Here is a 26,885-nt window from a genome sequence, read left to right as displayed (position 1 = left end):
TAGGAGGAATCAACCCCATGAGATTCAAGCAATTGACCGCACTATCCGTAAGCTCCGTTATGGCCATCAGTCTGCTCGCGGCCTGCGGGAACACGAAGGATTCGGATACAGCTTCCACGGGAGCGCAGGACCAAACGCCGCAATACCTGAATGCGAGCGGCATGCCGATCGCGAAGGAGCCGCTGGAGCTGACGTTCTTTACCGGTCTTGCGGCGACGAACGGCAGCAACAAGTTCGAGGACAGGCTCGTATGGAGCGAATACGCGAAGAAGTCGAATATCAAGGTCAACTTCCAATTCGTACCGTTCGAAAGCCTGACGGAAAAACGGAATTTGGCGCTGGCTAACGGCGACTATCCGGATGCGTTCTATTCCGCACGGGTGCCTGCAGCCGATCTGATGAAGTATGGCAGTCAAGGCGTTTTCCTGAAGCTGAACGATTACTTGGATAAGTACGCGCCGAATCTCAAGAAACTGATGGACAAGTACCCGGACCTGCGCAAAGCGCTGACGATGCCGGACGGCAACATCTATTCCTTCCCGTCTTTCTACAACCCGGAATTTCTGCCGATGCTGATCGGGACGCCGCTCTGGGTGAAGAAGGATTGGCTGGACAAGCTGGGCATGAAGGAGCCTCAGACGACGGAGGAGCTGTACAACTACTTGAAGGCCGTGAAAACGACCGATCTGAACGGGAACGGACAGGCGGACGAAATTCCGTACAGCGGAACGGGCATCGGGCCTCTGATGGATCAAATCATGGGAGCCTGGGGCGTCGGCACGCGCGGACTCGGCCATAAATATGTCGACGTCGATCCGAAAACGAACGAGCTGCGTTTTTACCGGTTGAGCGATAATTTCAAAGGCGTCCTGCAGTATGTCCGGAAGCTTTATGCGGAAGGGCTGATCGACAAGGACGTGTTCACGCAGAACGGCAACGCGCTGTACGCCAAAGGCGGCAAGGGAGTGCTCGGTGCGACCATCAACCCGAATCCCAAAACGCAATTCAACGGCGAAGGATACTTCGGCCTGGGCGCTTTAAAAGGGCCGAACGGCGATCAGCTGTATACGCACATCAAAGTGCCGATGGTATGGCCGGGCGCATTCGTCATCACGGACAAAAATAAAAATCCGGAAGCGACGATCCGCTGGATGGACAACTTCTACGGCGACGAAGGCGCGCAGTTCTACTTTATGGGCGTAGAAGGCGTCAGCTATAACAAAACGGCGGACGGCAAGCTCGAATACATCGACGAAATCAAGAAAAATCCGGGCGGCCTGACGATGGACCAAGCGCTGACGAAGTACGTGACCTGGATGGGCGGAAGCTACCCGGGCTACGTGCAGGAGAAGTATTTCAAAGGATCGGAGACGCTGCCGGAATCGGTCGAAGCGGGCAAAAAAGCGCAGCCTCACGCGATCAAAGAGCTGTGGTACAACTTCAACTTCACGGAAGAAGAGTCCGAGTTCATGAAAACGAAGGGCAGCGACATCCACACCTACATCGGCGAGATGGAAGCGAAGTTCATTACGGGCGCGGCATCGCTGGACGACTGGGATAAATACGTGAATACGGTCAAGAACATGGGCGTTGCCGAGTACCTGAAGGTGTACAAAGCGGCATACGACCGGTACAGCAAGAGCAAGTAAGGGCGAGAGCGCCGCGCATCGTCGCGAACGCGGCAGATTGGAAAGGCCGGGCAGAAGGGATTTTCTGTTTGGTCTTTTCTTTTGGAAGAAGGCAGTATGCCGGGAATTACCTTTCGGCGACGATTAGGATTATAATGAAAGGGAGAAGTGCGAAACCGAGTAAAGCGAGGGAATGCGAATGAGCGAATATCAGCTGGCCACGTTTGCGGGCGGATGCTTTTGGTGTATGGTTACTCCATTCGAGGAATGGCCGGGTATCGTGAAGGTCGTTTCCGGATATACGGGCGGACACGTGCCGAATCCGACGTACGAGGAAGTTTGCTCCGATGCGACGGGACATACCGAAGCCGTGCAAATTACGTTTGATCCTTCGAAAATCACATATGAAAAGCTCCTGAGCGTGTTCTGGCAGCAAATCGATCCGACGGATGCGGGCGGCCAATTTCATGACCGGGGCTCGTCCTACCGGACGGCGATTTTCGTCCACAATGAGGAGCAGCGTCAAGCCGCAGAAGCTTCCAAACGGGAGCTTGCCGAAAGCGGGCGTTTCGAGCGTCCGATCGTCACGCCGATTGAGACGGCTCCCGATTTTTATGCCGCCGAAGAGTATCACCAGGACTACCACAAGAAGAACCCGCTGCGTTACAAAATGTACCGGAAAGGCTCGGGAAGAGACGCGTTCCTGAAGCAGACGTGGAACACCGATAAGGATAAAGCTGCGCTGCGTCAAAGGCTGACGCCGCTCCAGTTCGAGGTGACCCAGAACAGCGCGACGGAGCCGCCTTTCCGCAACGAGTTTTGGGATAATCACAGGGAAGGCCTGTATGTGGACATCGTCTCTGGGGAGCCGTTGTTCAGCTCACATGATAAATTCGATTCGGGCTGCGGCTGGCCGAGCTTCACGAAGCCGCTCGAGGATGGGATTATTAAGGAAGAGGCGGACTACACCCATTCGATGATCCGTACGGAAGTGCGCAGCCGCACGGCCGACTCGCATTTGGGCCATGTGTTTAACGACGGTCCCGGGGAGACGGGGCTGCGCTATTGCATCAACTCCGCATCGCTGCGGTTTATTCCGAAGGAAGAGCTGGAGAAGGAAGGGTACGGCGCATATTTGGGATTGTTCAAGTAAGAATCGCTGAACAGTGATTATGGAGTGCATAACAAAAACGAGCGTCCTTCGGGATCGCTCGTTTTTGTTTGCGCCTAACGGGCGTTGCTGCGCGGCGGGCTATTGGGTTTTGGCTTGCAGCAGCTCGACAAGCTGCTGCCCGGCATTCATGCCGCCGCCGAAGCCGCCACGGCCGCTGCCGTTTGGCCCGCCACGGCCGTTTGGCCCGGCCTGGCCGTTCTGCTCGGCTTGGCCGTTTTGTGGGGCCTGGCCGTTCTGTGTGGCCTGGCCGTTCTGTGTGGCCTGGCCGTTCTGTGTGGCTTGGCCGTTTTGTGTGGTCTGGCCGTTTTGTGTGGCTTGGCCGTTCTGCCCGCCGCCCTGCCGGCCTTGGCCGTTTTCGCCGCCCTGTCTGCCTTGCCCGCCTTGAAAGCCTTGGCTCATCCGCTCTTGCATTTTCGCTTCGTTGTCTTCCAAATATTTTTTCTGATCGGCCGTCAGCTTTTCGGCGAGCTTGGTCTTGTTATCGGCGGACAGCTCGTTGGCCGACAGGCTTTCCTGCACGATCGGCAGCAATTGCGCCGCTTGATCCTTCGTAATCGCAAGGCCTTCCGCTTTGTCCATCGCCACCAGCGATTGGAAAGTCAGGTTCATCTGCATCAGGCTTGGGTTCATCGCCGGCCGCTCGCCCCCTTGCCGCTGCTGACCCTGCTGCTCCTGATTCGCGTTCGCTCCGGGACTTGCGCTCGCTTGAGCGGCGGCGCCATCCGTCGTCGGCTTCGCTCCGCAGCCCGTCAACAACACGGCGATGAGAGCCGCCGCTCCGACCACTTGTTTCGTATTCATATGTACCGTCTCCTCCCAAATGATGCTGCTCAGGCTGGAAGGTTCATTCACCGTCCGACCATCCCCCGTATCGGGAACATGGACTCATTATAAGAAGAAAACATTAAAGCAAACTTAACGGGAGGTTAGAAAACGCATAAGAAGAAGGGAAGGAAACCGGAGATGCTGTACAAAATGCAACATTTTCACCATATTCCGGATTTCAACGCACGGATGTTGTACAAAATGCAGCATTTTTGACGTTTAGGCGGCCATAACGAGCTTTCTACGCGGGATTGTTGTATAAAATGCAGCATCGTTTAGCCAGAAGCGGTTTTGAACACCGAAATGCTGCAAAAAATGCAACATGCTGCGCGCTACCGAGCGTCTTCCCGTTCTAGGCGTTCTTTAATACGTTGTCCCCGTCCGCCGGCCGCGCTCTTTAGCTGGAGCCTCGAGCCCCGAGCCCCAAGCCCCGAGCTCCAAGCTCCAAGCCTGTCCGCCGTTCATGCAAACGGACCGCGGTCCCGGAAGCGCTGCGGTGCGACGCCCTCGATCTTTTTGAATATGCGGCTGAAGTAGAAGGGATCCGGGTACCCGACGTCGCGGGCGATTTCTTGGACGCTTTTGGCGGTGTTGTGGAGAAGATGCTTGGCGCGCTGGACGCGAAGCTGCTGGACATAATGGTGAATGGAAGTGCCGGCGTATCGTTTGAACACTTGGCACAAGTATTCGTATTTCCGGTCGGTGGCGGACTCCAGTCTCTCTTTCGATATTTCGGCCACGTAGGAATTGTTCAGATGGTTGACTAGGTTGCGGAAGGTGATGTATGAAATCGGGAACGTCGTATCGAGATGGCTCCGCTCCAGAAAGTCGTCGGCGATCAGCCGCAGCATTTCGGCAAGCAGCAGAGTAGCGTGAAAACGGAAATACCCCTGCGGCCGGTTCATCGTTTCTACAAGGCTTTCGAACAGGCCGAGCAGCTTGTACCGCTGTTGGATGCGATAGTGGCGGGGAATGATCAACTGGTCCTCATGGCGGATATCTACCGTGCGCAGCTCGGTTCGTTCGGCATGGACAATATTAAGTTCGGCCGCCCGATTTAGGGCGAATTCATCCAGGCCGGGCTCGCATGAAAACTGCACCCAATAAAACTTCCCCTGGATGCCGCCCGTCTTCCACCCCGCATGCGTTTCCCACGGCTTCAGCAGCACGGCTTCCCCGGTCTGCAGCGTCAGCTGCGACTCGCCGGCTTGCAAATACACCGTGCCTTCGGCTGCGATAATGAGCTCGTAATACGGATTATAGTGGTCGCTCAGAAAGCCTTCCGCATTCGCATCGAACAGATCGGCCCACTTCACATCGAGCACGGATAAACGCGACAAGGAATAGTGCATGGGATGACTGCCTCCAATGTTTTTTCTCCAAAAAAAGAAGTCTTGTTCATGGCGCGAGGGGTTATGCCGTTCCTATAATCGAATCAGGTTGATTATATCACAATTAATGGAGGCTTCCGCATGGGCATCAGCATATTGAACGAGCAGGACTATTATCGGATCGTGTACGGTGGATGGCTGGGCAAAAATATAGGAGGAACGCTAGGCGCACCGGTAGAAGGGAAAAAGGAGCTGCTCGAGCTGACCTTCTATCCGGAGCTGCCTGACGGCCCTTTGGAAAATGACGACCTGGATCTGCAGCTCGTGTGGCTGCATGCGCTGGAGCAATACGGCCCTGGCTTGACGTCCCGCGAGCTTGGGAAGGAGTGGGTAGAGCATGTCTTCTTCCCGTTCGACGAATACGGCTACGCGCTGACCAATCTGCGGAGAGGCCTCATTCCGCCGGTAGCCGGCTCGTTCAACAATCCGTTCACGGATTGCATGGGCTCGCCGATTCGCTCCGAAATATGGGCGATGGTTGCTCCCGGAGCGCCGGAGCGGGCGGCGTACTACGCGTATCAGGACGCGATCGTCGACCATGCCGGGGGAGAGGGCGTATACGGCGAAATGTTTTTCGCCGCCATCGAGAGCGCGGTGTTCTTCGAAACGGACCGCGACCGTCTGATCGATATCGGGCTGCGCTATATCCCCGCCGAATGCCGGACGGCCAAAGCGCTGCGCGATCTGATCCGCTGGCATCGGGAGGGCAAAGGCTGGATCGAAGCGCGTTCGCTCATCCTCGAGCATCATGGCAGGGACAACTTCACCGACGCGCCGCAAAATATAGCGTTCACGATACTGGGCTGGCTGTACGGCGAAGATTTCGAGGATGCGATTCTGAAAGCGGTCAATTGCGGCTACGATACCGACTGTACGGCTGCGACGCTGGCGGCGATACTTGGGATGATTCTCGGACCGGAAGGGCTGCCGGACAAGTGGGTGAAGCCGGTAGGCGACCGCGTCGTCGTCAGTCCGCCGATCAAAGGCTTCCCGGCCCCCCGGAACCTTGACGAGCTGACGCGCCGTACCATCCGCATGGGCAAGCAGGTTTTGGCGGCGTGGGACACGGACATCGTCGTGCTTCCCGGCCAGCCGACGTCCTGGAGCGAACGCGGAGCCCAAGAGCATGCGGTTCGGGAGCTCTGGGGGCGCACGGCGACGGCTAATCTCTATTTGCTGCCGCAAGGAACCATGCGGGAGGCGGATGTTGAGCTTACGATCGAGTATGGCGCAGATGGGCCGGCCATCGGAACGAACGGGCAAAAGAGCCTGCAGATCAAGCTGACCAACCGCTCGAAGGTTCCGCTTGCGGGTGCGCTTTCGCTCGATTTGCCCGAGGGCTGGGAAGGCTCGCTGCCGCTGGAGGTCAATCTCCAGCCAGGAGAATCGGCGGATTGGGAGGCAGAGGTGCGCTCGTCCGCGGCGCCGGCGGCTTACCACGAGCTTGCGCTCTGCTGGACGCGCCTGCACGACGGATCGGTATGGTCCGTAGAGAAGGTGGCGTTCACGCTGGTCGGTGCCTCCCGATGGACGGTTTGGGGGCCGGATGAGAGTCAAGGCCAAGGCCGAGGCGTTGAGGCTTGCTTCCCGGGTAACCGTCTGGAGTGGGAGAGGGCGCTGCATACGTCGCAAGAGGGGATACACCGGGCGGAAACTTATATGTTCGCGCCTTCGGAGCGCAATATCCGCTTGATTGCGGCGGCGAACGGGCCGGTGAAGCTGAAGCTGAACGGAGAAGTCGTAATCGACTGCAAGGAGACGCTGGAGTTTATGCCTGCTTATCACAGGGCGCACGGCCAGCAGTTGACGGAGCTGAAGCTGGCAGCCGGTACGCACAAGGTAGAGGTGGAGGCTTACGGCACGGCCGATTCGCTGCACGTATACGTGCTGCCGGTAGCGCAGCGGCATACGGAAATGCCGGGGCCGTTCTACTACTACACAGACATTCTGTTCGGCCCAAGAAGTTAACGTGCCGGCTTGAACAAAAGAATGACCGTCCAGGAGAGCGGCGTTGCCGCTTTCCTGAACGGTCTTTTTACAATTCTAGTCCCTGTAGGGGGATAGAGCCTCTAAACACGGCGAGTCCCGCTCACGGTTATGCGAGAATATGCCCGCCATCCACGTGCAGTACGGTGCCGGTCACAAACCGGTTCTGCATAAGGTAGAGTACGCCTTGCGCGACGTCATCGGCTCTTCCCACCCGTTTTACGGGAAGCTTGCCCGCAACGGCGGCGTAAAAATCGTTTCGCGCCTCTTCCGGCATGCCGCTTCGCGACGGCGTATCGATAATGCCGGGTGAAACGACGTTGACCCGAATCGGAGCAAGCTCTAAAGCCAAGGTTTGAGCGAGGCTCGCGACGGCCGCATTGACGGCCCCGAGTATCGAAGAGCCGATCGCGGGCTTATAGGCGACAACGCCGGAGAACAAGGTGATGGAACCGTCCGAGGATAAGTGATGAGCGCCGTATTTGGCCGCATAATATTGTCCCCAAAATTTATTTTCGAACAACCGGCGAGCCTTGGCCGTATCCGTTTGGAGGAACGGGCCTCCTGACGTTTCCGCCGCGCTTACAACCAGATGATCGAACGGGCCGATCCTATCGAAGAATGCTCGCACCTGCTCCTCCTGCGTCATATCCAGGGTGCGGTACGAAGCGGAGAGGCCATCCTCCAGCGCTTTGCGCAGCTTTTCCTCGGAACGGCTGGCAATGATCACCTCGGCTCCAAGCGCCGCCGCTTGTTTTGCCGTTTCCAGGCCGATTCCCGAGCTTCCGCCGATGACGACTATTTTTTGACCGTTTAACATAGGGATTCCTCCTGATGTCGAGTAGTGGTGGTTTGTAGGCCTAGTGTAGACCTATTAGTTCCATTAGGGAAGTAGTGATATTATTTTCATGTAGTTTCATAAAAGTTACTATTGTGCAGCTACGCCAAAAAGACCGTCTTCAGCCAGCGGCCGACTACGGTCTTTTCACTTCGTTCTTGTTGCGTTACAGAGTAAGCCCGAACCGTTTGAGCTCGATAAAGATGGCTTCGAGCTGTCTTCCTTTTTCCGTTATGACGTATTCTACGCGCGGAGGGACTTCGGGATAGACCGTCCGTTCGACCAGTCCATGCTCCTCAAGCTCTCTTAGGCGGAGTGACAACGTTTTGGGGCTAATGCCATCCATCGATTTCAGCAGTTCGCTGAACCGCATCGTGCCGCCGATCAGCAGGTCGCGAATGATAAGGAATGTCCATTTGGTTCCGATCACATCGATCGTTTTGGCTATCGGGCAAGGCTGGCCGGGCGTTCCCTTATTCAGCGCGAGGGGTTCCGATTCACCCATGGGAGCATCATCCTTTGAGAAATAGTTATGTTACCGTAAGTATATAACATAACGATCGTTTGGGTAACGATGCGAAAACACGCCGATGAAGGGGATCGTCATCTGCGCCGAGCGGCGTTAGAAGCGCCCGGACCGGAAAATCGCATAAAACATCCACAAGAACAAGACCGAAGCAATGCCGAACCCGATCTCGATCACGGGATTCCGCCAAAGCTCGTTGTTTTCGTTACCGAGCGAGGAGCCGATCATAAGACCGACCATGATGATGCTGAACGATAGCAAAATGATGCTGAACGACAAACGGTTGCTGACCTTGTCCAGCTTTCTCATGACCGCATCCAAATCGGGGGCCGTAACTTCCAGGCCGATTTTGCCCTTGCGGAGAAGCGCCAGCAATTCGCTCAGCCGCATCGGAATGTCCGAAGCGAGATCCAAATAATCGGGGATGCTTTGCAGCCATTTTTTCAGCGCTTCGCGGGGGTCCAGCCGCTTGAACAGCAGCCGTCTCCCGAAGGGCTCCGCCACGGCAAAAACGCTAAAGGAAGAATCGAGCGCCGTCACGACGCCTTCCAGCGTCAGCAGCGCCTTGCCGAGCAGCGTCAGCTCCGCCGAAATGCGGATCCGGTGGCGAAACGCCAGTGCGAACAGATCGTTCACCGCCTCGCCGAGACTGATCTGGCTGAGCGGCACCTTGTAGTATTTCTCGCGGACCTTGTCCACGTCTTTCCGCAGCGCCCGCATATCGACTTCCTCGGGGATCATCCCCATGTTGAATACCGCGCGGATCACGCCGTTCGTGCTTTGGTTGCGAAGCGCGATGACGAGCGAGGCGACATGCATTTTCATATCCGGAGACAGCTGCCCGACCATGCCGAAGTCGAGCAGCATCAAGCTGCCGTCGGGCTGGACCAGCACATTGCCGGGATGGGGGTCGCCGTGGAAGAAGCCCGCCACCAGGATCTGATGGAAGAGGGCCGTCGTAAATCGCTCGGCAATCTGCTCAAGGTTATGGCCTTCTTCTTGGAGGCGATCCTTGTCGGACAGCTTGATGCCTTCCGCGAATTCCATGGTCAACACGCGTTTGGTCGTATAGCTCCAGTTGACCTTCGGGACGCGAATATGGGGTAGCTGCCGGCATTGCTGAGCGAATTTCTCCGCATTTCGCGCTTCGGCGCCGTAATTCAGCTCTTCCTTGAGCGCCTTCGCAATTTCGTCGATCACGTCGCGAAGCCGGTACTGCCGGGCCCATTCCATCCGGCTTTCCATCAGGCGGGACAGCTCCGCCAGTATATCGAGATCGGTATCCATCACGCTCTCGATGCCGGGACGCTGCACCTTGACGGCTACGATGTCGCCGCTATGCAGAACGGCCCGGTACACCTGGCCGATCGATGCCGACGCCAAAGGCTTCTCGCCGAACTCGGCGAACAACTCGTCGACTTCCGCGCCGAGCTCGGCCTCGATAATGTCCACGGCTTCCGTATACGAGAAAGCGGGGACACTGTCCTGCAACCTTTCCAGCTCGGCGATAATATCGCCCGGGATAAGGTCGGGACGCGTGCTGGCAATTTGTCCGAGCTTGACGAATGTTGGACCCAGCTCTTCCAGCAGCATCCGAATCCGTGTACCGAGCGACTGGTGATGCCGTTCCGCCTTAGGCCCCACCTTCAGGAAAGGAAAGCTCTCTTGAAACCCGAGCTCTCTGGCGATATAGCCGAAGCCGTTGCGGACGAAGGCGACCGCGATTTCCCTGTACCGCTTCAAATGGCGGAGCTTCCTGCCTACTTGCCACATACGCTTCCTCCTCGCCGCGGAGTTCGGTCAACCGGATATGGGTAACCGGATCGTGAAACGGATTCGACCAAACCGGATTCGATTAGATTTGGTAATCGGACTCGTCAAACCGGACTCGGCCGATCAGATATGGGTAATCGGATTCGTCAAACTGGATTCGGTCGATTAGATATGGGTAACCGGATGGAACCGGCAGTCAGCCTTCCGCGTTTTACGATTCCAGAGATTGCGGACTTTCCGGAAGCTCGAGGCTTCTCTGGTTCTCTCCCTCAGGATTGCTTCTCTTCTCGAGCGCTTCCAGACGGCGTTCAAGCCGCTCGATATCTTCCCGCGTAGCGACCTTCCAATCGCGCAATGTTGCTTGAACCCGGTCGCGAACCATCGTTTCCACCTTATTCCGGGCTTCCTCTCCCTTGGCCATCAGCTCGCTGATGTAAGCCGGGGACTCCTTCTTCGTCATTTCTCCTTTTTTCACGAGCTCGTCGACCAGTTTCTCAACCTGCTCCTTGCTCGCCGCCGCTATGCCGAATCCGAGCGATACCGCTTTGTCGATCATATCCCTCATTTTTGCCACTCTCCTTAAGGTTCTTCTTGTTAGGTAGTTTTCAATGGAAAACCGTTCCTTATGCATTTGACGTGAAAATGCGCGCCGGGGAGAGCGGGTAAGTGCGAAGAAATGATGAAAAGGCCCTCTGGGAGCAGTGTCAGCCGCTTCCCGGCAGGGCTTGTTTCAAAAAAAAGGGTTCACCATATATGTGAACGTGTCGGAGTCTTCGTATTTATGCGGTTTTGGCTTCTCGTCTGATCTGAAGCGCAATCTTTCATGGCTGTAAGAGATGCTGCTTTTATGTCCGTATGCGGCAGAAAGCCATAGGTGTTTTGCTGTAGACGGCTTGCGGCGAAGCGGCTTCGCGTTTAGCCTGCTGTCGGCGGTATGATGGTGATGGATTGGGTGAGATAGCTGGAATAGCTGGAATAGCAGTCTAGGAGACGATAGTGAAGCAAAGTTCACTATTACTGAGCGTAAGTTCACTAAATATCTCGGAAAACATGCTGTGGGAGGCAATAGTGAAGCGAAGTTCACTATTAGTGAACTTGCGGGCCGAATAGCGACGTCTGGTTCACTATTTATGGGAAAAGCCCGTTATAGCTTCCAAATAGTGAATCTTGCTTCACTATTAGTGAACTTGGGTTCACTAGCCCAAGGATGGGTTGCCACGTTCTTGTCGGGACGACGAATTCCTGCTCCTTGACTTGGTGAGATAGCTGGAATAGCAGGCTAGGAGATGATAGTGAAGCAAAGTTCACTATTACTGAGCGTAAGTTCACTATATATCTTGGAAAATAGGCTGTAGGAGGCAATAGTGAAGCGAAGTTCACTATTAGTGAACTTGCGGGCCGAATAGCGACGTCTGGTTCACTATTTATGGGAAAAGCCCGTTATAGCTTCCAAATAGTGAATCTTGCTTCACTATTAGTGAACTTGGGTTCACTAACCCAAGGATGAGTTGCCACGTTCTTGTCGGGACAATGAATTCCTGCATACTAAAATAGTCGTTCTCCACTCCTACCTAACCAGAGGTTAGCTAACCCCGCGTTTCGCCGCTCAGCCCGCTTGTTCCGCGGCGGAAATGCGGCTGTCCAGGTTTTGGCGCTTGATGAGCAAGGCGGCTGCGATGAGCATGAGGCCGTTGATAATAAACACCCATTTGATCGGAATCCAGCCGCCGAGGACGCCGCCGATCATCGGGCCGAGCATCGTGGCAAGCTGGGTGGCCGATTGATTGAGGCTGAATGCGCGCCCGCGAAAGCCGCTGTCCGTCACCCTTACGATCATGGCGTTCAGGGCCGGATATACTCCGGCGAAGAACAAGCCGTATACGAAGCGAAGCAAGCCGAATTCGACGTAATGCCCGACGAAAAACTGCAGCAGGTTGCCGATCCCGCCGCCCAGCATGCCGATAAACAGCACCTTGGAGAAGCCGATCCGGCTGCCGATTTTGCCCCATTGCGGAGCCGCAAGCAAGGTGGCGATGCCCGTCGCCGAGAAAATAATGCCCGATTTCAAGGACGCTTCGCCTTGTGTCACGCCGAGCTTCAATACATAGACGGTAAGCAGCGGCTCGAGAATCATGACGGAAAACGTTCCGAGCGCGACGAGGCCCAGCAGCGTGATGAACGTCCGGTTCGCCAGCGCCTGCCTCAGATCGTCTCGGACGGAGGAACGGACGGCCGAACGGTTAAAATTATGCTCGTGAGCGAATAAGGTCGCAATCAGCGCAGCCACCAGCACCACGCCGCCGGAGAAGAGGAAGGCTTCCCGGTTGCCGAACAGATGGCTGACGACGCCCCCCACCACAGGGCCGATGATACCGCCGGTGGCGCCGGCTGTGGCCATGATGCCCAGCGCATATCCGGATTTTTCCTCTGGCGTATTGGTGGCGATCAGGGCGATGGCCGCAGGCACATAGCCGGCGAGCAGACCTTGAAACACACGCAGCAGCAGAAACAAATAAGGGTCGTGGATGAAGTAGGTCAGACCGTACAAGACCGCCAAACTAAAGCCGGAGCGGATCAGCATCGGCTTGCGTCCGTATTTGTCGGCCAAAGAACCCCAATAGGGGGAGATGAGCGCGCTGGACAGAAACGTAATGCCGAAGGCGAAGCCGGACCACATTTCGAGGTGGCTGCTTACGCCGAGTTCCGTATGCAGGAAAATCGGGATGAACGGGATCGAGATCGAGTAGGCCGTACTGCAAAAAAATACGCCTGTCCATAATACGAACAGATTCCGTTTCCATGAAAATTCCACGTGATGTCACATCCTTCGGTTGCCTCTAAAACATAAGCATACACCATTTTAACGAACGACAGGAAACCGCCGGCTCCCCGAATACGCCATGAGGTGGAAGGAATCGTCCATTTTTACGGATTTTTCAATATTGTCAATCTTTTTCGCCGTATTATCATAGACAAAGCGGATGTCCATACGGTATGCTAAGAATTTGTAAATACATGTTCGGCAGGGTTCCCATGTCCTAGCAGGCAATGAAAGACTAGCTATGCAATTAGAAGATAGAGAGATAGAAAACCAAGGGAGCCCCGGGACCGGATCGAGGGAGTGGAGTCATGCAAACGAAACTGCAGCTTAAGGCCAAACGCTTCGCGCCATTGCTCTGGATGCTTGTTTTTCCGGTGCTGGGGTGGATGTATGCGTTCGTCAACAAGCCGGGCGAGAAGGTTTACAATCTCGTGACCGATTTGGATCGCGCCATCCCGTTTCTGAAAATTTTCGCTTTGCCGTATTCGATTTGGATTTTTTACATCTATGTTTGTCTCGTCTATTTTTTTCTAAAAGACCCGGCGGTATACGCCAAAAGCTTAAAAACTTACGTTTTGTGCGCGCTGACCTGTTACATGATTTATCTTGTCTTTCAGACGACCGTACCCCGGCCGATGCTGGAAGGAACGGATCCCGTCACCCGATTGATGGCCTATATCTATGACCGGGATCAGCCGTTCAACTGTTTCCCAAGCATCCATTGCTTCTCCAGTTATATGGTAATGAAGGCTCTTTATACAAGCAATTTCCGCAACAAATGGAATCAGACGCTCATTTACGGCATGTCCACTTTGATCATTCTTTCGACCTTGTTCGTCAAGCAGCATGTCATTCTGGATGTGGTGGCGGCAATCGCGCTGGTGGAAGTCGTCTACCGTCTTCTGTCGCGCGCGAGCAGAGTGGCGAATCCGGCGGGAGCCGGCGTCTCCCGGCATCATTCGGGTTAACGGCATCTGATAAACGCCAAAAGGACGGTCTCAAAAGAGTATCGGTGAATGCGCGAGTTCCGAATAACATGCAGCAACGCCTCCAAAACCACTTCACAAGTGGGGATGGAGGCGTTTTTTTTGGCAGGGAATTCATATCGGAGCGGGGCAGCCTCTTTGCTTTGCAGCAGCGGACGAAGCGCCGCCTAAGGCAGCGCTTTGCCTCTTGCGCTGACGTAAAGGGAGTACCACTCCTCGCGGGTAAGCGTCAGCTTGAGGGCATCCCCGCAAGCCCGGATGCGCTCAGGGTTGGCCGTGCCGATAACGGGCTGGATGCCGGCCGGATGAGTCATCAGCCAGGATAAGAGGATTGCCTCCGTCGACGTCTGCTTCCGCTCGGCCATCTCCCGTACAAGCTTGGCGGTGGCAGCGACGGATTCCGGTTGCCCTTCGGGATTGCGCGAGTACAGCCCCCGGGCAAGCGGGCTCCACGCTTGAAGCTGGATGTTCTCTAGCATGCAGTGCTCCAGCGTGCCTTCCGGAAATACATTGTCTCTAGCCGCGTCTTGATTGACATGGACGCCGGTTTGCAGCCAGCCGTGCCGGGCCAGGCTCATTTCCAGCTGGTTGACGATCAGCGGTTCATCCGAATAAGCCTGCAGCAGCTTGATTTGTCCCGCGCTCATATTCGAAACGCCGAATGCCCGCACCTTGCCGGAAGCTTTCAGGGCTTGAAAGGCGCGGCCGACTTCCTCTGGATCCATTAGCGGATCCGGGCGATGAAGCAGCAGAACGTCAAGGTATCCGGTACCCAGCCTGTCCAAAATGCCGTCGACGCTGTCCAGGAGGTGCGCTTCCGAGAAATCGTACCGTCCGGGTAGCCCCGCTGAAGGATCGGCCGGGCGGATGCCGCATTTGGATTGGATAAGGATGCGCTCCCGCAGCTCCGGGCGTTCTTGCAGCACGCGGCCGAACACCTTCTCCGCTTTGCCGTACGCGTAAATGTCCGCATGATCGAACATGTTGATCCCGATAGACAGCGCGGCCTCGACGGCTTCATGGGCTTGCCGGACATGCTCCTGGGCAATCGGCTCCCGGTTCCAGCCTCCCCCTAGTCCCATACAGCCTAACACTAGGCGGCTTACGGGCAATCCTCTGCGTTCAAGCGGAATCGCTTTCATGATTTTCCCTCCGTATCGTCAAAGTTTCATAGGTGACTGGCGATTCCCATTAGTATACTTGAGGCCGATTTTTTTGGCTATCCATACAAGGCGAGATTGCAAATATTGAACCGGAAGGCGATTGGCAATAAAATGAAAGGAATCACACCGGCGAGCGGCGCTAAGCCTGTTTCAGCTATTCGAGAAAGGAAGCCTCCGAATTATGTCCAAAGCCGACAACATGCTTTCTATCCTATGGCTGCTGAAAACGGAAAAACGAATGACGGGCAAGCAGCTGGCGGATGCGCTCGAAATCAATATTCGCACCGTATACCGGTATATCGACGCGCTGTGCGCCAGCGGCGTCCCGATCGTTTCGGACGCCGGGCATAACGGCGGGTACAGCCTCCTGGGGACGTTTATGGAAGCTCCGCTTTTTTTCGATATGAACGAACAGAAGGCGCTCGTTCATGCCGCTATTTTCGCACAGGAATCGGGGTATCCGTTCGGCGATGCGCTCGCGCAGGCTATTGCCAAGCTAAAGATGTACACCAATCAGGAGCAGCTGGAGCGCATTAACCGGCATGCCGCCGGCTTTGACGTTATCGGTCCGCCTCCTGACGGCTCCGAGGCGCCGATTCTGCAGGAGCTGGAAGCTGCCGTCGCAGACAGCCATACGATCGGGATCGACTATCAAAAAGGATACGGGGCGCAGACGTTCGAACGCCGTATAGACCCGTATGGCATTGTCCTCTGGAAGGGCAAATGGTATGTCGTCGGCCATTGTCATCTGCGGCTCGATATCCGTAGCTTTCGTGTAGACCGGATTCGCCGGTTAACCCGTACCGATTCGGTTTTTGAGCGCCCGGCCGGGTTCTCGGCCCGTCAGGTTTTTATGGCCAATATTATACCCGAAACGGATAAGCCGGATCAGCTCGTCACAATGCGCATCCGAGGCAAGCGGCAGGCGATCGACGACCTATGCGGGCATTGGCTGTTCGGCCAGCTGCTGCAGGAACGGGATGCGGAGTCGGCCGTATTTAAGCTTGAGAAAAATATGATGCTCCATTACGTGCCTCATCTTCTCATGACGTACAGGCAATCCATTCAGGTGCTCGAGCCGGACGCGCTTAAGGAACGGCTTGTGGCTGCCGCCGCAGATTTGCTAACCCACTACAAAAACATGCAGCTTAGCTGACCGCTTTTGTCAGCCCACCCGGGTACGCCGACCGATTATGGGTTTTATTTGTATGAGGTCAATCGGTGAGCGCGCGAAAAAAACGGTTCCTTCCGGAGCCGTTTTTTTGAAAATGACGGTATGGATATCCTCAGCCGGTTGTCCGCTTTCTAAGAAAAGGCACGGCGCCAAAGACACCGTTTCGACCCCGCCTTGCCGTCACCGAGAGGCGCCGCCCCAAAGAGTCAACCTTGTCCGGGAGCGGATTCGCCGCTTTGCGGATTCTTTTTGCGGTACGATTCGCCCCACTCCTTCATAAGTAAAATGATCGGGACGAGCGTCCGGCCGAATTCGGTCAACGAATATTCCACCTTCGGCGGCACTTCATGATACACTTCACGATGAACGATGCCGTCCTCCTCCAATTCCCTCAGTTGGAGCGTAAGCATGCGCTGGGTGATGGACGGGCATATCCGGCGCAGCTCGTTGAACCGTTTGCAGCCGCCGATCAGGTAATAGAGCAGCAGCCCCTTCCACTTGCCTCCGATAACATCGAGCGTATATTCCACCGGACAGCCGCTGTCGTCGGGACAAGTTCCATATCCGCTTTTGCGATCTCTCACCGTACCTGCCTCCTTCGTCGCTATAAGAATACGGTATATTTAGTGATACTACCGTACATCATTGTGCGTACTTACATCCATACATTATATCATCTATAATCGGATCATGACTATTCGTACAGCGAGAAAAGGCTGGTAAGCAGAGCCGCGGCATCAACTTAAAAAGCGGAAAGATTGAGCGGAGTGCGGGTCGCTCGGCTAGTTTTGGAAACCTTATTGGAAACAGGACATAAGGAGGATGCTATCATGGCGGAAACATTTCGGGCGCTCGTCGTTCATCAGGAGGAAGAAAGGATTCACTCCGCGATCGAGCGGCTTGCGCAGAACGACTTGCCAGAGGGCGATGTAACGATCCGCGTGCAATATTCCAGCATCAATTATAAGGATGCGCTTGCGTTATCGCCGGAAGGACGAGTCGTCAAAAAATACCCGATCGTACCGGGAATCGATCTGGCGGGCACCGTTGTGGCCTCGCAGGATCCCCGTTACAAGGAAGGCGACGAAGTCCTCGTCACCGGATTTGAGCTCGGTATATCACATCACGGGGGCTTCAGCGAATATGCACGCGTGCCTGGGGATTGGATAGTGCCCGTTCCGGATGGGCTCTCGGCAAAGGAGGCGATGGCGCTGGGTACGGCCGGGCTGACGGCGGCGTTGTCGATTCATCGGCTGGAGCAGAACGGACTTCGGCCGGACCAAGGTCCGGTTCTAGTCACGGGGGCGACGGGCGGGGTAGGAAGCTTGGCGGTATCCATGCTGGCAGGGCTTGGCTACGAGGTGGCGGCGAGCACCGGAAAGTCTAGCGAGCACGATTATTTGCGGAGTCTTGGGGCGAAAACGATTATAGACCGCGCCGAGCTTGCGCCGGAGAAGCTGCGCCCGCTCGATAAGCAGCGGTGGGCGGCGGCCGTGGACCCGGTGGGCGGGCGGCAGCTTGCTTACGTACTGAGTGCGACGTCCTATGGCGGCTCCGTTGCCGTTAGCGGCTTGACCGGAGGCGGCGATGTGCCGACATCGGTGTATCCGTTCATTTTGCGGGGAGTGAATCTGCTCGGCATCGATTCGGTGTATTGCCCGCGAGAAACGCGTCTGATCTTATGGGCGCGTATGGCGAGCGAGCTGAAGCCTAAACAGCTGTCGGCATCCATTAGCCGGGAAATCGCGCTGGAGGAGCTGCCGCAAGCGGCGTCCCGGCTCCTCCAAGGAACCGGGACGGGAAGGACGATCGTTCGGCTTTAATCCGCGGCTTTACCGGATTCTCCGCCGAAGTGCGCCTCGAAGTGGCGTCCCCAGTGGGGGCGGCTGCCGTCGGCGTCGACAAAGCCGTATTCGTCGCTGAGCTGCCAGGTGCTGAGCGCTTTGCCGGCCTTGGCGGCGATATTCGGATCGGCCGCAAGGGAGGCTACGGCTTGCCCGACGTAAGCCGGCGTTTCGGAAGCGATAAAATGCGGATCGATCGCCGCCCCTTCGCGCCAGTTGAGCTCCGTCACGCCGAAATGGTCGAGCATCGCTTCCGACCGGAGAAAGCCGGGGGTCAGCGACAGCGCCGTCACGCCATGCGGCCGAAGCTCCTCCGCCATCGCTTCGGCCAGATGGATGGCGGATACTTTGGCGAGGCTGTAATACAGATTGCCGCGATATTTATAATCGACACCGTCGGTGATTTCGATGATGAGGCCGCTTTTGTTCGCAATCATCAGCGGCGCTCCGTGATAGCTTGTCAGGATATGGGCATGGACGGCTTGCTTCTGCATTTGGAGACCGTCTTGCAGCGATTGCTCCCAGAACGGCTTGCCCCAAGTGCATAACGGATCTCCTCCCCATATGTCGTTGACCAGCAGATCGAGGCGGCCGTTTTGCTCCCGCTTGACGCGCTCGAACAAGGAAACGACGTCCTCCTCGATCGTATGGTCGACCCTGACGGCGATACCCGTGCCGCCCTTCGCGTTAACGAGCTCTGCCGTTTCTTCGATCGTCTCCGTCCGTTTCATGGGAGAGGCCTGTCCCCGCACGCTGCGGCCCGTCACGTATACCGTCGCTCCCGCCGCACCCAACGCAGCGGCTATGCCGCGTCCCGCGCCGCGTGTTGCCCCGGCTACAACGGCGACTTTACCTTGCAAATCGATCATGTCCTTTGCCTCCGTTCTATTGGTTGCGAATGATTCTTCTTTATTGTAGCCTTAGAAAGACGACATCCTCTGTCATATATAAAGAGCGGGAACGAATGAATTTTCATAGGGATATATAAATATAACGGAAACGGCGAGGGAATTGTCCATGGATATTCGCATTATGAAAGCGTGCGTAACGCTTGCCCGCCGGCAAACGGTCGAAGCGGGCGAAGAGCCGTTCGCCGCGATGATCGTCAAGGACGGCAAAGTGGTGGCGGAGGGCGTCAACGAAATGGCGGGTCTCCTCGATCCGACGGCGCATGCCGAAATGCAAGCGATCCGCAAAGCTTGCGAAGCGCTCGGAACCGTCTCGCTGGAAGGCTGCGAGCTGTATACGAGCTGTGAACCATGTCCGATGTGTCTCGGGGCTATTTACTGGGCGCGGCCCGATGCGGTTTATTATGCATGCACGATCCAAGAGGCGGCCGAGTACGGGTTCGACGATACTTTTATGTACAAGGAATTGGCGCTGCCGATCGAGCGGCGGGATATTAGCATGAAGCGTGTTCTTCCCGAAGGGTACAAGCAGCCTTTTGAAGCGTGGATGGAAAGATTCGGCTCCAAAAGCGATTTGTGAAATGTTATAAATGCTATGTTTGTGTTATTAAATATTACATATAATATTAAATTTAAGGGTTATGGTCTTTAATTATGTTATGTATTCTAACAAAACTCATTGAAATTGCGGAATAATTCTGTATAATGAGAATATAGTGTTAGAAACCATGACACAAAATCAAAGGTGAGGGTGACTGAACAATGAACATCGCGTTGATTGCTCATGATGTGAAGAAAGAGGAACTCGTCAATTTCGTCATTGCGTACAGCGGCTTGTTTGACGGACATACGATTTTTGCGACGGGAACGACGGGGACCCGGATCATCGAGGAAGCGAAGCTCAAGGTCAGTAAGCTGAAATCGGGCCCTCTTGGCGGCGATCAGCAAATCGGCGCGCTCGTGGCTCAAAATGAAATCGACGCAGTCATTTTCCTGCGCGATCCTCTTTCCGCTTTGGCGCATGAACCGGACATCACGGCACTGCTGAGATTATGCGATGTGCAGTGCGTCCCGGTGGCGACCAACATCGCGACTGCCGAGCTGCTGGTCAAATCGCTGGAACGAGGAGATTTTGCTTGGCGTGAAGTCATCCATAAATATAAATCTTATAAAAGAAGCGGCACGGAGGGTTAACGAATGCTGCAAATCATGAAACGAGCTTATCCGCACCCATACAGATGGCGGATAAGCTCGTATTTGTTTGCGAATGTATTGACATCCCCGCGAACTAAAAGGAATAGGCTTCGATGAGCGCGTTACTTTGTGGGGGAAAGCGAAGTTTATTCGTTGGACAGCTTCAGCTTGTCGAACAGCTTGAAGAGCAAGCTGAGCACGATGGCGACGACGGTAGCGAGCGCCATTCCTTTCATCGAAAAGTTGCCCCAAGCGAATGTCGTGCCGCTCAGTCCGATTACAAGGACGACGGATGTCAAAATCATGTTGGACGGCTTCGAGTAGTCGACCTTCGACTCGACGAGAATCCGGATGCCGGAAACCCCGATAACCCCGAACAGCAGGAGAGAGACGCCGCCCATTACCGGTGCGGGAATCGCTTGAATCAGAGCGGCAAGCTTGCCGAAAAACGACAGGATAATGGCGATAACAGCTGCACCGCCGATTACCCAGGTGGAGTATACCCGCGTGATAGCCAGTACGCCGATGTTCTCGCCGTACGTCGTATTCGGAGTCGAGCCGACAAAGCCGGACAGGATGGTGGAAATCCCGTTGCCGAGCAGCGATTTGTCGAGTCCCGGATCCTTGGACAAGTCTTTGCCTACGATATTGCTCGTCACGAGCAAGTGGCCGATATGCTCTACAATGACCACGAGCGCGGCAGGGGCGATGATCGCGATGGCCGACCAGTCGAAGGTAGGCGTGTAGAAGGTTGGCATCGACAACATGTCGGCAGTTTTAACCCCGTCGAATTTAACCATGCCGAGAGATGCGGCTAATGCGTAGCCGACTACGATTCCGATCAGAATCGGGATGATTTTGAGAAAGCCGCGCAGCAGCACGTTGCCGAGAATGACGACGCCAAGCGTGGTGAGCGAAACGGCGATCGTTTTGCCGTCGATGGACCAGTCCGCAGCGCCTGCAGGCTTGATCAGGCCCGCCATTTCGGCAGCGACCGGAATGAGCTCGAGCCCGATAATCGCGACGATCGCACCCATTGCCGCGGGCGGAAACACAACGTCGATCCAGCTCGTCCCAATCCACTTCACCAAGAGTCCCACCAGCGTAAAGATGATCCCTACTACGATGAACGCCCCAAGTGCCGCCTCATAACTCTTCGTCCCGAGCACCACAAAGACAGGCGACAGGAAAGCGAAGCTGGAGCCCAGGTAGGCCGGAATTTTTCCCTTGCAGATAAAGATGTAAAGCAGCGTTCCGATCCCGTTCATGAGCAGAATGGTGGCCGGGTCAACCTTGAATAAAATCGGTACAAGCACGGTTGAGCCGAACATCGCAAACAGATGCTGCAGGCTGAGCAGCGCGCTCTTAAACGGAGCGGGACGCTCGTTAACTTGAATGACTCGTGACACGAATCGGTTCCTCCTCGATTAAACGTTTTCATCTTCGACAAAAAACGAGCATTTTTGCTCCATGCCATATATTATCAGAAATTATCCGTTTGAACAGCTATTTTTTCACAAAATGGTAACAAATATGAGGAGGGTTGCGCGGACGGCGCGAAATGTAGCGGGAAGCCTAAAACTAAGGCGAAAAGGGCAAGCTTGAAGCGGCAAAAATGCCGGTTCGGGCTTTTTATTTTGTGAAAATATATTGCGCATTACTTTTACATATGGTATGTATTAATTATGAATTATGACGTACTAAATAAAGCAATGATCCATCATTATTAATGGTGCGCCAAGGGGGAAATGACATGAAGTGGGTTATGCCGTTCGAAGCAGGAAATGCAAAGATGAAGGAAACGCTTGGTGGCAAGGGGGCGAATCTTGCCGAAATGACAAGAGCCGGTCTTCCCGTACCTCCGGGATTCACGGTAACGACGGACGCTTGCCGTGCCTTCTATGCGGCTGGAAAGACGATGCCGGACGGCTTGCTTGACGACATTCGCGAGCACATGAGGGAGCTGGAAGCGAAGAAGAAGGAAACCTTCGGCAATCCGGAGAGGCCGCTTCTCGTATCGGTACGTTCCGGCTCGGTTTCCTCGATGCCCGGCATGATGGATACGATCCTCAACCTTGGCTTGAACGATGCGACCGTTCAAGGTCTGGCGCGCCAGACCGGCGACGAACGATTCGCTTACGATTGCTACCGGCGCCTCGTTCAAATGTTCGGCAACGTTGTTTTTAATGTGGAAAGCCACATGTTCGAGCATGCGCTTAAGCGTTATAAAAATGACCGGGGCTACGGCGAGGACGGGCAAATGACCGCGGAAGACTGGAAGCTGATGCTTGAGCAGTACAAGGCGATCATGGAACGGCAAGCCGGCAAAGTGTTCCCGCAAAATGTATATGAGCAATTGGCTCTCGCGGTCGACGCGGTGTTCCGTTCCTGGAACAACCAGCGGGCGATCGTATACCGCAACCTCTACAACATCCCGGAAGCGCAAGGGACGGCAGTCAACGTCCAGTCGATGGTATTCGGGAACCGCGGCGACGACAGCGGTACAGGCGTCGTGTTTACACGCAATCCGTCTACCGGCGAAGCGGTGCTGTTCGGCGAATATTTAACCAAGGCGCAGGGCGAAGACGTGGTGGCCGGCGTTCGTACGCCGCTTGCGGTAGCGCTGCTGCAGCAGGAAATGCCGGTCGTTTACGAACAGCTGCTGGAAACGGCACAGCGTCTCGAGCGCCATTACCAGGATATGCAGGATATCGAGTTCACGGTGGAGAAGGGGACGCTGTACATTTTGCAAACCCGCAACGGCAAAAGGACGGCCAAAGCGGCTGTTCGCATCGCCGTACAGCTTGAGCAGGAAGGGCTTATTTCGAAGGAAGAGGCGCTTCAGCGGATCGAAATGGAGCATCTGAACCAGCTTTTGCACCGCGCGATCGACGGGGAAGATACGCTCGATGTGATTGCGACAGGGCTTCCGGCTTCGCCGGGCGCGGCGTCGGGCATGGCGGTGTTCGATGCGGATACGGCCGAGGCATGGGGGCGTTCGGGCAAAAAGGTCATCCTCGTGACGGAAGAAACGTCGCCGGAAGACATTCACGGCGTGATCGCCGCGGAAGGCGTCGTCACGAGCCGCGGCGGTATGACAAGCCATGCTGCTGTAGTCGCGAGAGGTATGGGCAAGCCGTGCATTTGCGGCTGCGAGAAGCTGCGCATCGATGAAGAAGAGCGCGTATTCGTGGTAGACGGCGTCCGGATTGCCGAAGGCGATTCGATCTCGATCGACGGTGCGACCGGCCGGCTTATCCGCGGCACGGTGAAGCTTCGCGAGCCCGAGATCGACGGGGATTTGTCGCAGCTCCTCCTGTGGGCCGACGAAGTTCGTACGCTCGGCGTACAGGCGAACGCCGACAATCCGGAGGATGCGGAGAAGGCGCGGCAATTCGGCGCGGAAGGCATCGGCTTGTGCCGGACCGAGCATATGTTCATGTCGCAGGATCGGCTGCCGGTCGTGCAGGAGATGATATTGGCGGATAGCGAGGCGGACCGCCGCAGCGCGCTTGCCCGGCTGCTGCCGATGCAGCGGGCCGATTTTGACGGCATGCTGCGCGCGATGGAGGGCTTGCCGGTGACGATCCGTCTGCTTGACCCGCCGCTGCACGAGTTTTTGCCGAATTTGGAGGAGCTGCTGCTTCGCCACCAGGCGCTCGTGCTGGGCGGCAAAACGGGCGCGGCTGCCGAAGGCGGCCCGGACGCGGACGGCGAGCGGAAACAATTGGAGCAGCTGATCCGCAAAGTGCGCCAGCTGCACGAAGCGAATCCGATGCTCGGCCATCGCGGCTGCCGGCTCGGCATCGTATTCCCGGAAATTTACGAGATGCAGGTCGAGGCGATTTTGCTCGCTGCGGCCGATTGCAAGCGCGACGGCGTCGACGTGCGTCCGGACATCATGGTGCCGCTGGTCGGCCATGTCAACGAGCTGAAGCTCATGCGCGAGATGATCGAGCGTGTCGCTGGGCGGGTGCAGGAGGAAGCGGGGGCGGCTGTGCCGTTCCGGATCGGCACGATGATCGAGGTGCCGCGCGCCGCGCTGACGGCGAAGGATATCGCGCAATACGCGGACTTCTTCTCGTTCGGCACGAACGACCTGACGCAGATGACGTTCGGCTACAGCCGCGACGATGCGGAAGGGAAGTTCCTTACGCATTATGTCGACACGAAGCTGCTGCCGGCCAACCCGTTCGAGGTGCTCGACGAAGACGGCGTCGGCCAGCTGATCGATTTGGCGGTGAGCAAAGGCAGAGCGGCTAACCCGGCGCTGAAGACGGGCGTCTGCGGCGAGCACGGCGGCAACAAGCAGTCCATCTTGTTCTGCCGCGCAACGGGCGTCGACTACGTGAGCTGCTCGCCATACCGCGTACCGCTCGCGCGCATTGCCGCCGCTCAGGCGGAGCTCGTCGTACGCGCCCGCGAAGCGAAGGCGGCTCCGGAAGCGGCCGCCGCAAGCGAAGCGCCGCAAACCGGCGAGAAGGCGTACGGCATGGCTTTAAGATAAGAAAGGAATCCCCTCGGCCAAGCGGTCGAGGGGATTTTTGCGGAAATGCGCCGATTTAGACGACGCCAAGGGCTTCTATTTGGCCGGAAACTGGCGGAAACCGCCGTTATGAGCCGATAGAAGACGTTAGAGGCTCTTAATTTCGCGGAAAATTGGAAATGTGCCGATTTAGACGACGCCAAAGGCTTCTATTTGCCGCTGGAAACTGTCGAAAATCGCCGGTGTGAGCCGAATAGAAGACGCTGAAGGCTCTTAATTTCGCGGAAAATCGGAAATGTGCCGATTTAGACGCCGCCAAAGGCTTCTATTTGGCCGGAAACTGGCGGAAACCGCCGGTGTGAGCCGAATAGAAGACGTTAGAGGCTCTTAATTTCGCGGAAAAGCGGCCATGTGCCGATTTAGACGACGCCAAAGGCTTCTATTTGGTTGGAAACAGGCGGAAACCGCCGGTGCGAGCCGAATAGTGCCCGCTAGAGATGCGGACTTTAGCATAAGGGGCGGGCAAGGCGCGAAGTGGGAGGCGGCGGAAGATGCCGACCAAATACACGGCGCACATTCTCGTGTGGTATGCGCTGAATATTTTTACCGAGCAGATTTATTACTGAGATGACGAAAAAACGGTTGTCATTTACGAGCAGGAAGCCGAAAAGCTGCATACGATATCGTCGGCCTGGGAAAAGTAAGGTTTACGGATATATGGAGCCGCGTCGCTTGCGAGGAAAGCCGGATGGCCGTCTTTTTTTACGCCGGATTTTCATGATGTCGAGCTGACGTGCCGCACCCATGAGGAAGACGACACGCTGTTCGTTAACCCGATGGAATCTAGCGAGCTGCCGCGCCTGTGGGCGTACCTGATTATCGCCGAAACGCAAAAAAATCCCGCTTGCCCATACCGGGTGAGGCGGGATTTTTTACGTCGAAAAGCAGGCAAAGCTAGGGTTTCGTTCGTTTTTGCGAAGGGTTCTGCTGCACGGGCTTTTGTTGTCCCCGGTACGGCTCGGCATCGAACCGCTGCCGCTCGGTCCGCTCGATCTGGACGATTTGTCCGTCATGAACGACGATCTGCACAATGCCGTAGGCGAGTCCGTTCAAGCTTTCCTTGACGCGGTTCAGCCAAAGCTCGTCGAGCTCAAACGATTTTGACATCTTCATTCCCTCCCGTTCTTCCGGTGGCATTCGCGATAGCGAGACTTGCTTAGCCGGTTAGATGGTCCAATCCAGCCATTCCGTATTCCGCTTCCGGATATATTTCAGCCAATTGCCGGTACGCTCCAGCAGCTGATCGGTATGATCGATCGTGGAAAACGTATGATTCGCCTGCAAAATGACTTCTTTATCGCATTGCCCCTGGCTGCGGAGCCAAAACAGCTTCTCATACAGGAAGCAGTAGTCGACCGGAATAACCTCGTCGCCCGTCCCATGGACAAGCAGTACGTCGCCGGTAAACTTCCTGGTCTGCTCAAGCGGATGGTGGCGGGATAACGAGGCGAAAAAGTCGGGCGTGAACGCATAGCCCGAATGATCGGCACGGCCGATCTGCTTCGCTTCTTCGTAAACGCGTTTGCCGGTTACCCGCACGATGTCGCTAAGCGGATGGGCTACGGCTGCCCAAAGCACGAGTGTTTTGACGCGTTTATCCTGTGCGGCCGTCAGCAGCGCTACGGCTCCTCCGAGACTGTGGCCGAGCAGCACGACGCGGCTCGGGTCGACGCAGTCGATCGAGAGCCCGTAATCCAGGGCGCTGCGCGTTTGCTCGATCAAGCTGTCGAGCCCGCCTTCGCCGTACTCGCCTTCGCTTTCGCCGCAGCCCTCGTAATCGAAACGGAGCACCATATAGCCCTGCGCGCTGAACGAACGTGCCGCTTTCACGAAGAGCCGGTCGACGCCGATCCGGTTGCCGATGAAGCCGTGACAAATGATGACAAGAGGATGGCGGGTAGGCCGGGCGGTTTCGTTTTCTGCGTTGTTCGTCGGATAATGCAGCGTCCCGGCTAAGGAGCCGTTCGCGGTTCGGATTGAAATGGTGTGTTCCATGGGGGTATCTCCTCTCGATGATTCGGGCTTGCGATTACGGCGTCGTTTGGCCGCATGGTCGGTTCCGGGCAGCGGTTGCGCGGCTGGTACCGGAGGTTGGCTGTCTTTTTCTG

Annotated in this window: 23 protein-coding genes; 10 read left to right on the top strand and 13 right to left on the bottom strand. The window is 56.0% G+C overall.

The features are described from left to right. Nucleotides 1-17 precede the first annotated feature (17 nt). Both ACKGJP_RS34770 and msrA read left to right on the top strand, forming a co-directional pair. Nucleotides 18-1,649 carry an extracellular solute-binding protein gene (locus ACKGJP_RS34770; protein WP_409343302.1) on the top strand — a complete coding sequence of 544 codons (1,632 nt, stop codon included), beginning with the start codon at nt 18-20 and terminating at the stop codon, nt 1,647-1,649. 178 nt (nt 1,650-1,827) lie between these two features. Continuing rightward, nucleotides 1,828-2,781 carry a peptide-methionine (S)-S-oxide reductase MsrA gene (gene msrA / locus ACKGJP_RS34765; RefSeq protein ID WP_409343301.1) on the top strand — a complete coding sequence of 318 codons (954 nt, stop codon included), beginning with the start codon at nt 1,828-1,830 and terminating at the stop codon, nt 2,779-2,781. 99 nt (nt 2,782-2,880) lie between these two features. Here the strand turns inward: msrA and ACKGJP_RS34760 are convergent, their stop codons facing one another. Both ACKGJP_RS34760 and ACKGJP_RS34755 read right to left on the bottom strand, forming a co-directional pair. Then, complete coding sequence (locus ACKGJP_RS34760; protein ID WP_409343300.1) at nt 2,881-3,603, bottom strand: hypothetical protein; 723 nt, start codon at nt 3,601-3,603, stop codon at nt 2,881-2,883. A 485-nt stretch (nt 3,604-4,088) separates the two neighbouring features. Then, nucleotides 4,089-4,979, bottom strand: a complete 891-nt coding sequence (locus ACKGJP_RS34755; RefSeq protein WP_409343299.1) for a helix-turn-helix domain-containing protein — start codon at nt 4,977-4,979, stop codon at nt 4,089-4,091. Nucleotides 4,980-5,099: 120 nt separating this feature from the next. Between ACKGJP_RS34755 and ACKGJP_RS34750 the strand changes: the two genes are divergently transcribed. Continuing rightward, nucleotides 5,100-6,986, top strand: coding sequence for an ADP-ribosylglycohydrolase family protein (locus ACKGJP_RS34750; RefSeq protein ID WP_409343298.1), 1,887 nt, complete (start codon nt 5,100-5,102; stop codon nt 6,984-6,986). Between the two features lie 127 nt (nt 6,987-7,113). Here the strand turns inward: ACKGJP_RS34750 and ACKGJP_RS34745 are convergent, their stop codons facing one another. From ACKGJP_RS34745 to ACKGJP_RS34735, 3 genes are all read right to left on the bottom strand, one after another. Further along, nucleotides 7,114-7,824 (bottom strand): SDR family oxidoreductase, encoded by a 711-nt coding sequence (locus ACKGJP_RS34745; protein ID WP_409343297.1) that lies wholly within the window; start codon nt 7,822-7,824, stop codon nt 7,114-7,116. A gap of 184 nt (nt 7,825-8,008) precedes the next feature. Beyond that, on the bottom strand, nt 8,009-8,347 hold the full coding sequence (locus ACKGJP_RS34740) for a winged helix-turn-helix transcriptional regulator (RefSeq protein ID WP_409343296.1): 339 nt from the start codon (nt 8,345-8,347) through the stop codon (nt 8,009-8,011). Nucleotides 8,348-8,464: 117 nt separating this feature from the next. After that, nucleotides 8,465-10,141, bottom strand: a complete 1,677-nt coding sequence (locus ACKGJP_RS34735; protein WP_409343295.1) for an ABC1 kinase family protein — start codon at nt 10,139-10,141, stop codon at nt 8,465-8,467. Nucleotides 10,142-10,178: 37 nt separating this feature from the next. Here ACKGJP_RS34735 and ACKGJP_RS34730 point away from each other — a divergent pair, with 37 nt between their 5' ends. Then, complete coding sequence (locus tag ACKGJP_RS34730) at nt 10,179-10,310, top strand: hypothetical protein (protein WP_409343294.1); 132 nt, start codon at nt 10,179-10,181, stop codon at nt 10,308-10,310. Between the two features lie 42 nt (nt 10,311-10,352). Here ACKGJP_RS34730 and ACKGJP_RS34725 read toward each other — a convergent pair whose 3' ends face one another. Both ACKGJP_RS34725 and ACKGJP_RS34720 read right to left on the bottom strand, forming a co-directional pair. Continuing rightward, the gene (locus ACKGJP_RS34725; RefSeq protein ID WP_409343293.1) at nt 10,353-10,706 is read right to left on the bottom strand and encodes a phasin family protein; all 354 of its coding nucleotides are present in this window, start codon (nt 10,704-10,706) and stop codon (nt 10,353-10,355) included. A 1,041-nt stretch (nt 10,707-11,747) separates the two neighbouring features. Next, on the bottom strand, nt 11,748-12,953 hold the full coding sequence (locus ACKGJP_RS34720; RefSeq protein ID WP_409343292.1) for an MFS transporter: 1,206 nt from the start codon (nt 12,951-12,953) through the stop codon (nt 11,748-11,750). A 317-nt stretch (nt 12,954-13,270) separates the two neighbouring features. On the opposite strand from ACKGJP_RS34720, the gene ACKGJP_RS34715 reads away from it, so the two are divergent. Next, complete coding sequence (locus ACKGJP_RS34715) at nt 13,271-13,930, top strand: phosphatase PAP2 family protein (protein WP_409343291.1); 660 nt, start codon at nt 13,271-13,273, stop codon at nt 13,928-13,930. A 185-nt stretch (nt 13,931-14,115) separates the two neighbouring features. Here the strand turns inward: ACKGJP_RS34715 and ACKGJP_RS34710 are convergent, their stop codons facing one another. Then, nucleotides 14,116-15,090, bottom strand: a complete 975-nt coding sequence (locus ACKGJP_RS34710; RefSeq protein ID WP_409343290.1) for an aldo/keto reductase family oxidoreductase — start codon at nt 15,088-15,090, stop codon at nt 14,116-14,118. Between the two features lie 202 nt (nt 15,091-15,292). On the opposite strand from ACKGJP_RS34710, the gene ACKGJP_RS34705 reads away from it, so the two are divergent. After that, complete coding sequence (locus ACKGJP_RS34705) at nt 15,293-16,267, top strand: helix-turn-helix transcriptional regulator (protein WP_409343289.1); 975 nt, start codon at nt 15,293-15,295, stop codon at nt 16,265-16,267. Nucleotides 16,268-16,491: 224 nt separating this feature from the next. On the opposite strand, the gene ACKGJP_RS34700 is transcribed toward ACKGJP_RS34705, so the two are convergent. Then, a complete protein-coding gene (locus ACKGJP_RS34700; protein WP_409343288.1) occupies nt 16,492-16,869 on the bottom strand; it encodes a winged helix-turn-helix transcriptional regulator in 378 nt (125 codons plus the stop codon). Between the two features lie 246 nt (nt 16,870-17,115). On the opposite strand from ACKGJP_RS34700, the gene ACKGJP_RS34695 reads away from it, so the two are divergent. Next, on the top strand, nt 17,116-18,108 hold the full coding sequence (locus ACKGJP_RS34695) for an NADPH:quinone oxidoreductase family protein (protein WP_409343287.1): 993 nt from the start codon (nt 17,116-17,118) through the stop codon (nt 18,106-18,108). Here ACKGJP_RS34695 and ACKGJP_RS34690 read toward each other — a convergent pair. Then, nucleotides 18,105-18,998 carry an SDR family oxidoreductase gene (locus ACKGJP_RS34690; protein WP_409343286.1) on the bottom strand — a complete coding sequence of 298 codons (894 nt, stop codon included), beginning with the start codon at nt 18,996-18,998 and terminating at the stop codon, nt 18,105-18,107. The genes ACKGJP_RS34695 and ACKGJP_RS34690 overlap by 4 nt on opposite strands. Before the next feature lie 148 nt (nt 18,999-19,146). On the opposite strand from ACKGJP_RS34690, the gene ACKGJP_RS34685 reads away from it, so the two are divergent. Continuing rightward, the gene (locus tag ACKGJP_RS34685) at nt 19,147-19,617 is read left to right on the top strand and encodes a nucleoside deaminase (protein ID WP_409343285.1); all 471 of its coding nucleotides are present in this window, start codon (nt 19,147-19,149) and stop codon (nt 19,615-19,617) included. A gap of 182 nt (nt 19,618-19,799) precedes the next feature. After that, entirely contained in the window at nt 19,800-20,231 is a 432-nt protein-coding gene (locus ACKGJP_RS34680) for a methylglyoxal synthase (protein WP_409343284.1), read from the top strand. Nucleotides 20,232-20,377: 146 nt separating this feature from the next. Here ACKGJP_RS34680 and uraA read toward each other — a convergent pair whose 3' ends face one another. Next, on the bottom strand, nt 20,378-21,640 hold the full coding sequence (gene uraA, locus ACKGJP_RS34675) for a uracil permease (protein WP_409343283.1): 1,263 nt from the start codon (nt 21,638-21,640) through the stop codon (nt 20,378-20,380). Between the two features lie 344 nt (nt 21,641-21,984). Here uraA and ppdK point away from each other — a divergent pair, with 344 nt between their 5' ends. Further along, nucleotides 21,985-24,738, top strand: a complete 2,754-nt coding sequence (gene ppdK, locus ACKGJP_RS34670; RefSeq protein WP_409343282.1) for a pyruvate, phosphate dikinase — start codon at nt 21,985-21,987, stop codon at nt 24,736-24,738. Nucleotides 24,739-25,671: 933 nt separating this feature from the next. On the opposite strand, the gene ACKGJP_RS34665 is transcribed toward ppdK, so the two are convergent. Together ACKGJP_RS34665 and ACKGJP_RS34660 are read right to left on the bottom strand one after the other, a co-directional pair. Further along, nucleotides 25,672-25,884, bottom strand: coding sequence for a YezD family protein (locus tag ACKGJP_RS34665; RefSeq protein ID WP_409343281.1), 213 nt, complete (start codon nt 25,882-25,884; stop codon nt 25,672-25,674). Between the two features lie 57 nt (nt 25,885-25,941). After that, nucleotides 25,942-26,772, bottom strand: a complete 831-nt coding sequence (locus ACKGJP_RS34660) for an alpha/beta hydrolase family protein (RefSeq protein WP_409343280.1) — start codon at nt 26,770-26,772, stop codon at nt 25,942-25,944. Nucleotides 26,773-26,885 lie beyond the last annotated feature (113 nt).

Origin of the sequence: Paenibacillus litoralis, assembly GCF_046244365.1 — a bacterium.
Lineage (GTDB): Bacteria > Bacillota > Bacilli > Paenibacillales > NBRC-103111 > Paenibacillus_V.
Note: the sequence above shows the minus strand (reverse complement) of the source record. Positions and strands in the feature narration are given on the sequence as shown.

Bases quoted from the DNA above. Each gene is read 5' to 3' on its own strand.
- ACKGJP_RS34750 (WP_409343298.1), top strand. From the start codon at position 5,100: ATGGGCATCAGCATATTGAACGAGCAGGACTATTATCGGATCGTGTAC.
- ppdK (WP_409343282.1), top strand. From the start codon at position 21,985: ATGAAGTGGGTTATGCCGTTCGAAGCAGGAAATGCAAAGATGAAGGAA.
- ACKGJP_RS34745 (WP_409343297.1), bottom strand. From the start codon at position 7,824: ATGTTAAACGGTCAAAAAATAGTCGTCATCGGCGGAAGCTCGGGAATC.
- ACKGJP_RS34690 (WP_409343286.1), bottom strand. From the start codon at position 18,998: ATGATCGATTTGCAAGGTAAAGTCGCCGTTGTAGCCGGGGCAACACGC.
- ACKGJP_RS34660 (WP_409343280.1), bottom strand. From the start codon at position 26,772: ATGGAACACACCATTTCAATCCGAACCGCGAACGGCTCCTTAGCCGGG.
- ACKGJP_RS34685 (WP_409343285.1), top strand. From the start codon at position 19,147: ATGGATATTCGCATTATGAAAGCGTGCGTAACGCTTGCCCGCCGGCAA.
- ACKGJP_RS34665 (WP_409343281.1), bottom strand. From the start codon at position 25,884: ATGTCAAAATCGTTTGAGCTCGACGAGCTTTGGCTGAACCGCGTCAAG.
- ACKGJP_RS34755 (WP_409343299.1), bottom strand. From the start codon at position 4,979: ATGCACTATTCCTTGTCGCGTTTATCCGTGCTCGATGTGAAGTGGGCC.
- ACKGJP_RS34730 (WP_409343294.1), top strand. From the start codon at position 10,179: ATGGGTAACCGGATCGTGAAACGGATTCGACCAAACCGGATTCGATTA.
- msrA (WP_409343301.1), top strand. From the start codon at position 1,828: ATGAGCGAATATCAGCTGGCCACGTTTGCGGGCGGATGCTTTTGGTGT.
- ACKGJP_RS34710 (WP_409343290.1), bottom strand. From the start codon at position 15,090: ATGAAAGCGATTCCGCTTGAACGCAGAGGATTGCCCGTAAGCCGCCTA.
- ACKGJP_RS34715 (WP_409343291.1), top strand. From the start codon at position 13,271: ATGCAAACGAAACTGCAGCTTAAGGCCAAACGCTTCGCGCCATTGCTC.
- ACKGJP_RS34680 (WP_409343284.1), top strand. From the start codon at position 19,800: ATGAACATCGCGTTGATTGCTCATGATGTGAAGAAAGAGGAACTCGTC.
- ACKGJP_RS34695 (WP_409343287.1), top strand. From the start codon at position 17,116: ATGGCGGAAACATTTCGGGCGCTCGTCGTTCATCAGGAGGAAGAAAGG.
- ACKGJP_RS34725 (WP_409343293.1), bottom strand. From the start codon at position 10,706: ATGAGGGATATGATCGACAAAGCGGTATCGCTCGGATTCGGCATAGCG.
- ACKGJP_RS34760 (WP_409343300.1), bottom strand. From the start codon at position 3,603: ATGAATACGAAACAAGTGGTCGGAGCGGCGGCTCTCATCGCCGTGTTG.
- ACKGJP_RS34705 (WP_409343289.1), top strand. From the start codon at position 15,293: ATGTCCAAAGCCGACAACATGCTTTCTATCCTATGGCTGCTGAAAACG.
- ACKGJP_RS34770 (WP_409343302.1), top strand. From the start codon at position 18: ATGAGATTCAAGCAATTGACCGCACTATCCGTAAGCTCCGTTATGGCC.
- ACKGJP_RS34740 (WP_409343296.1), bottom strand. From the start codon at position 8,347: ATGGGTGAATCGGAACCCCTCGCGCTGAATAAGGGAACGCCCGGCCAG.
- ACKGJP_RS34735 (WP_409343295.1), bottom strand. From the start codon at position 10,141: ATGTGGCAAGTAGGCAGGAAGCTCCGCCATTTGAAGCGGTACAGGGAA.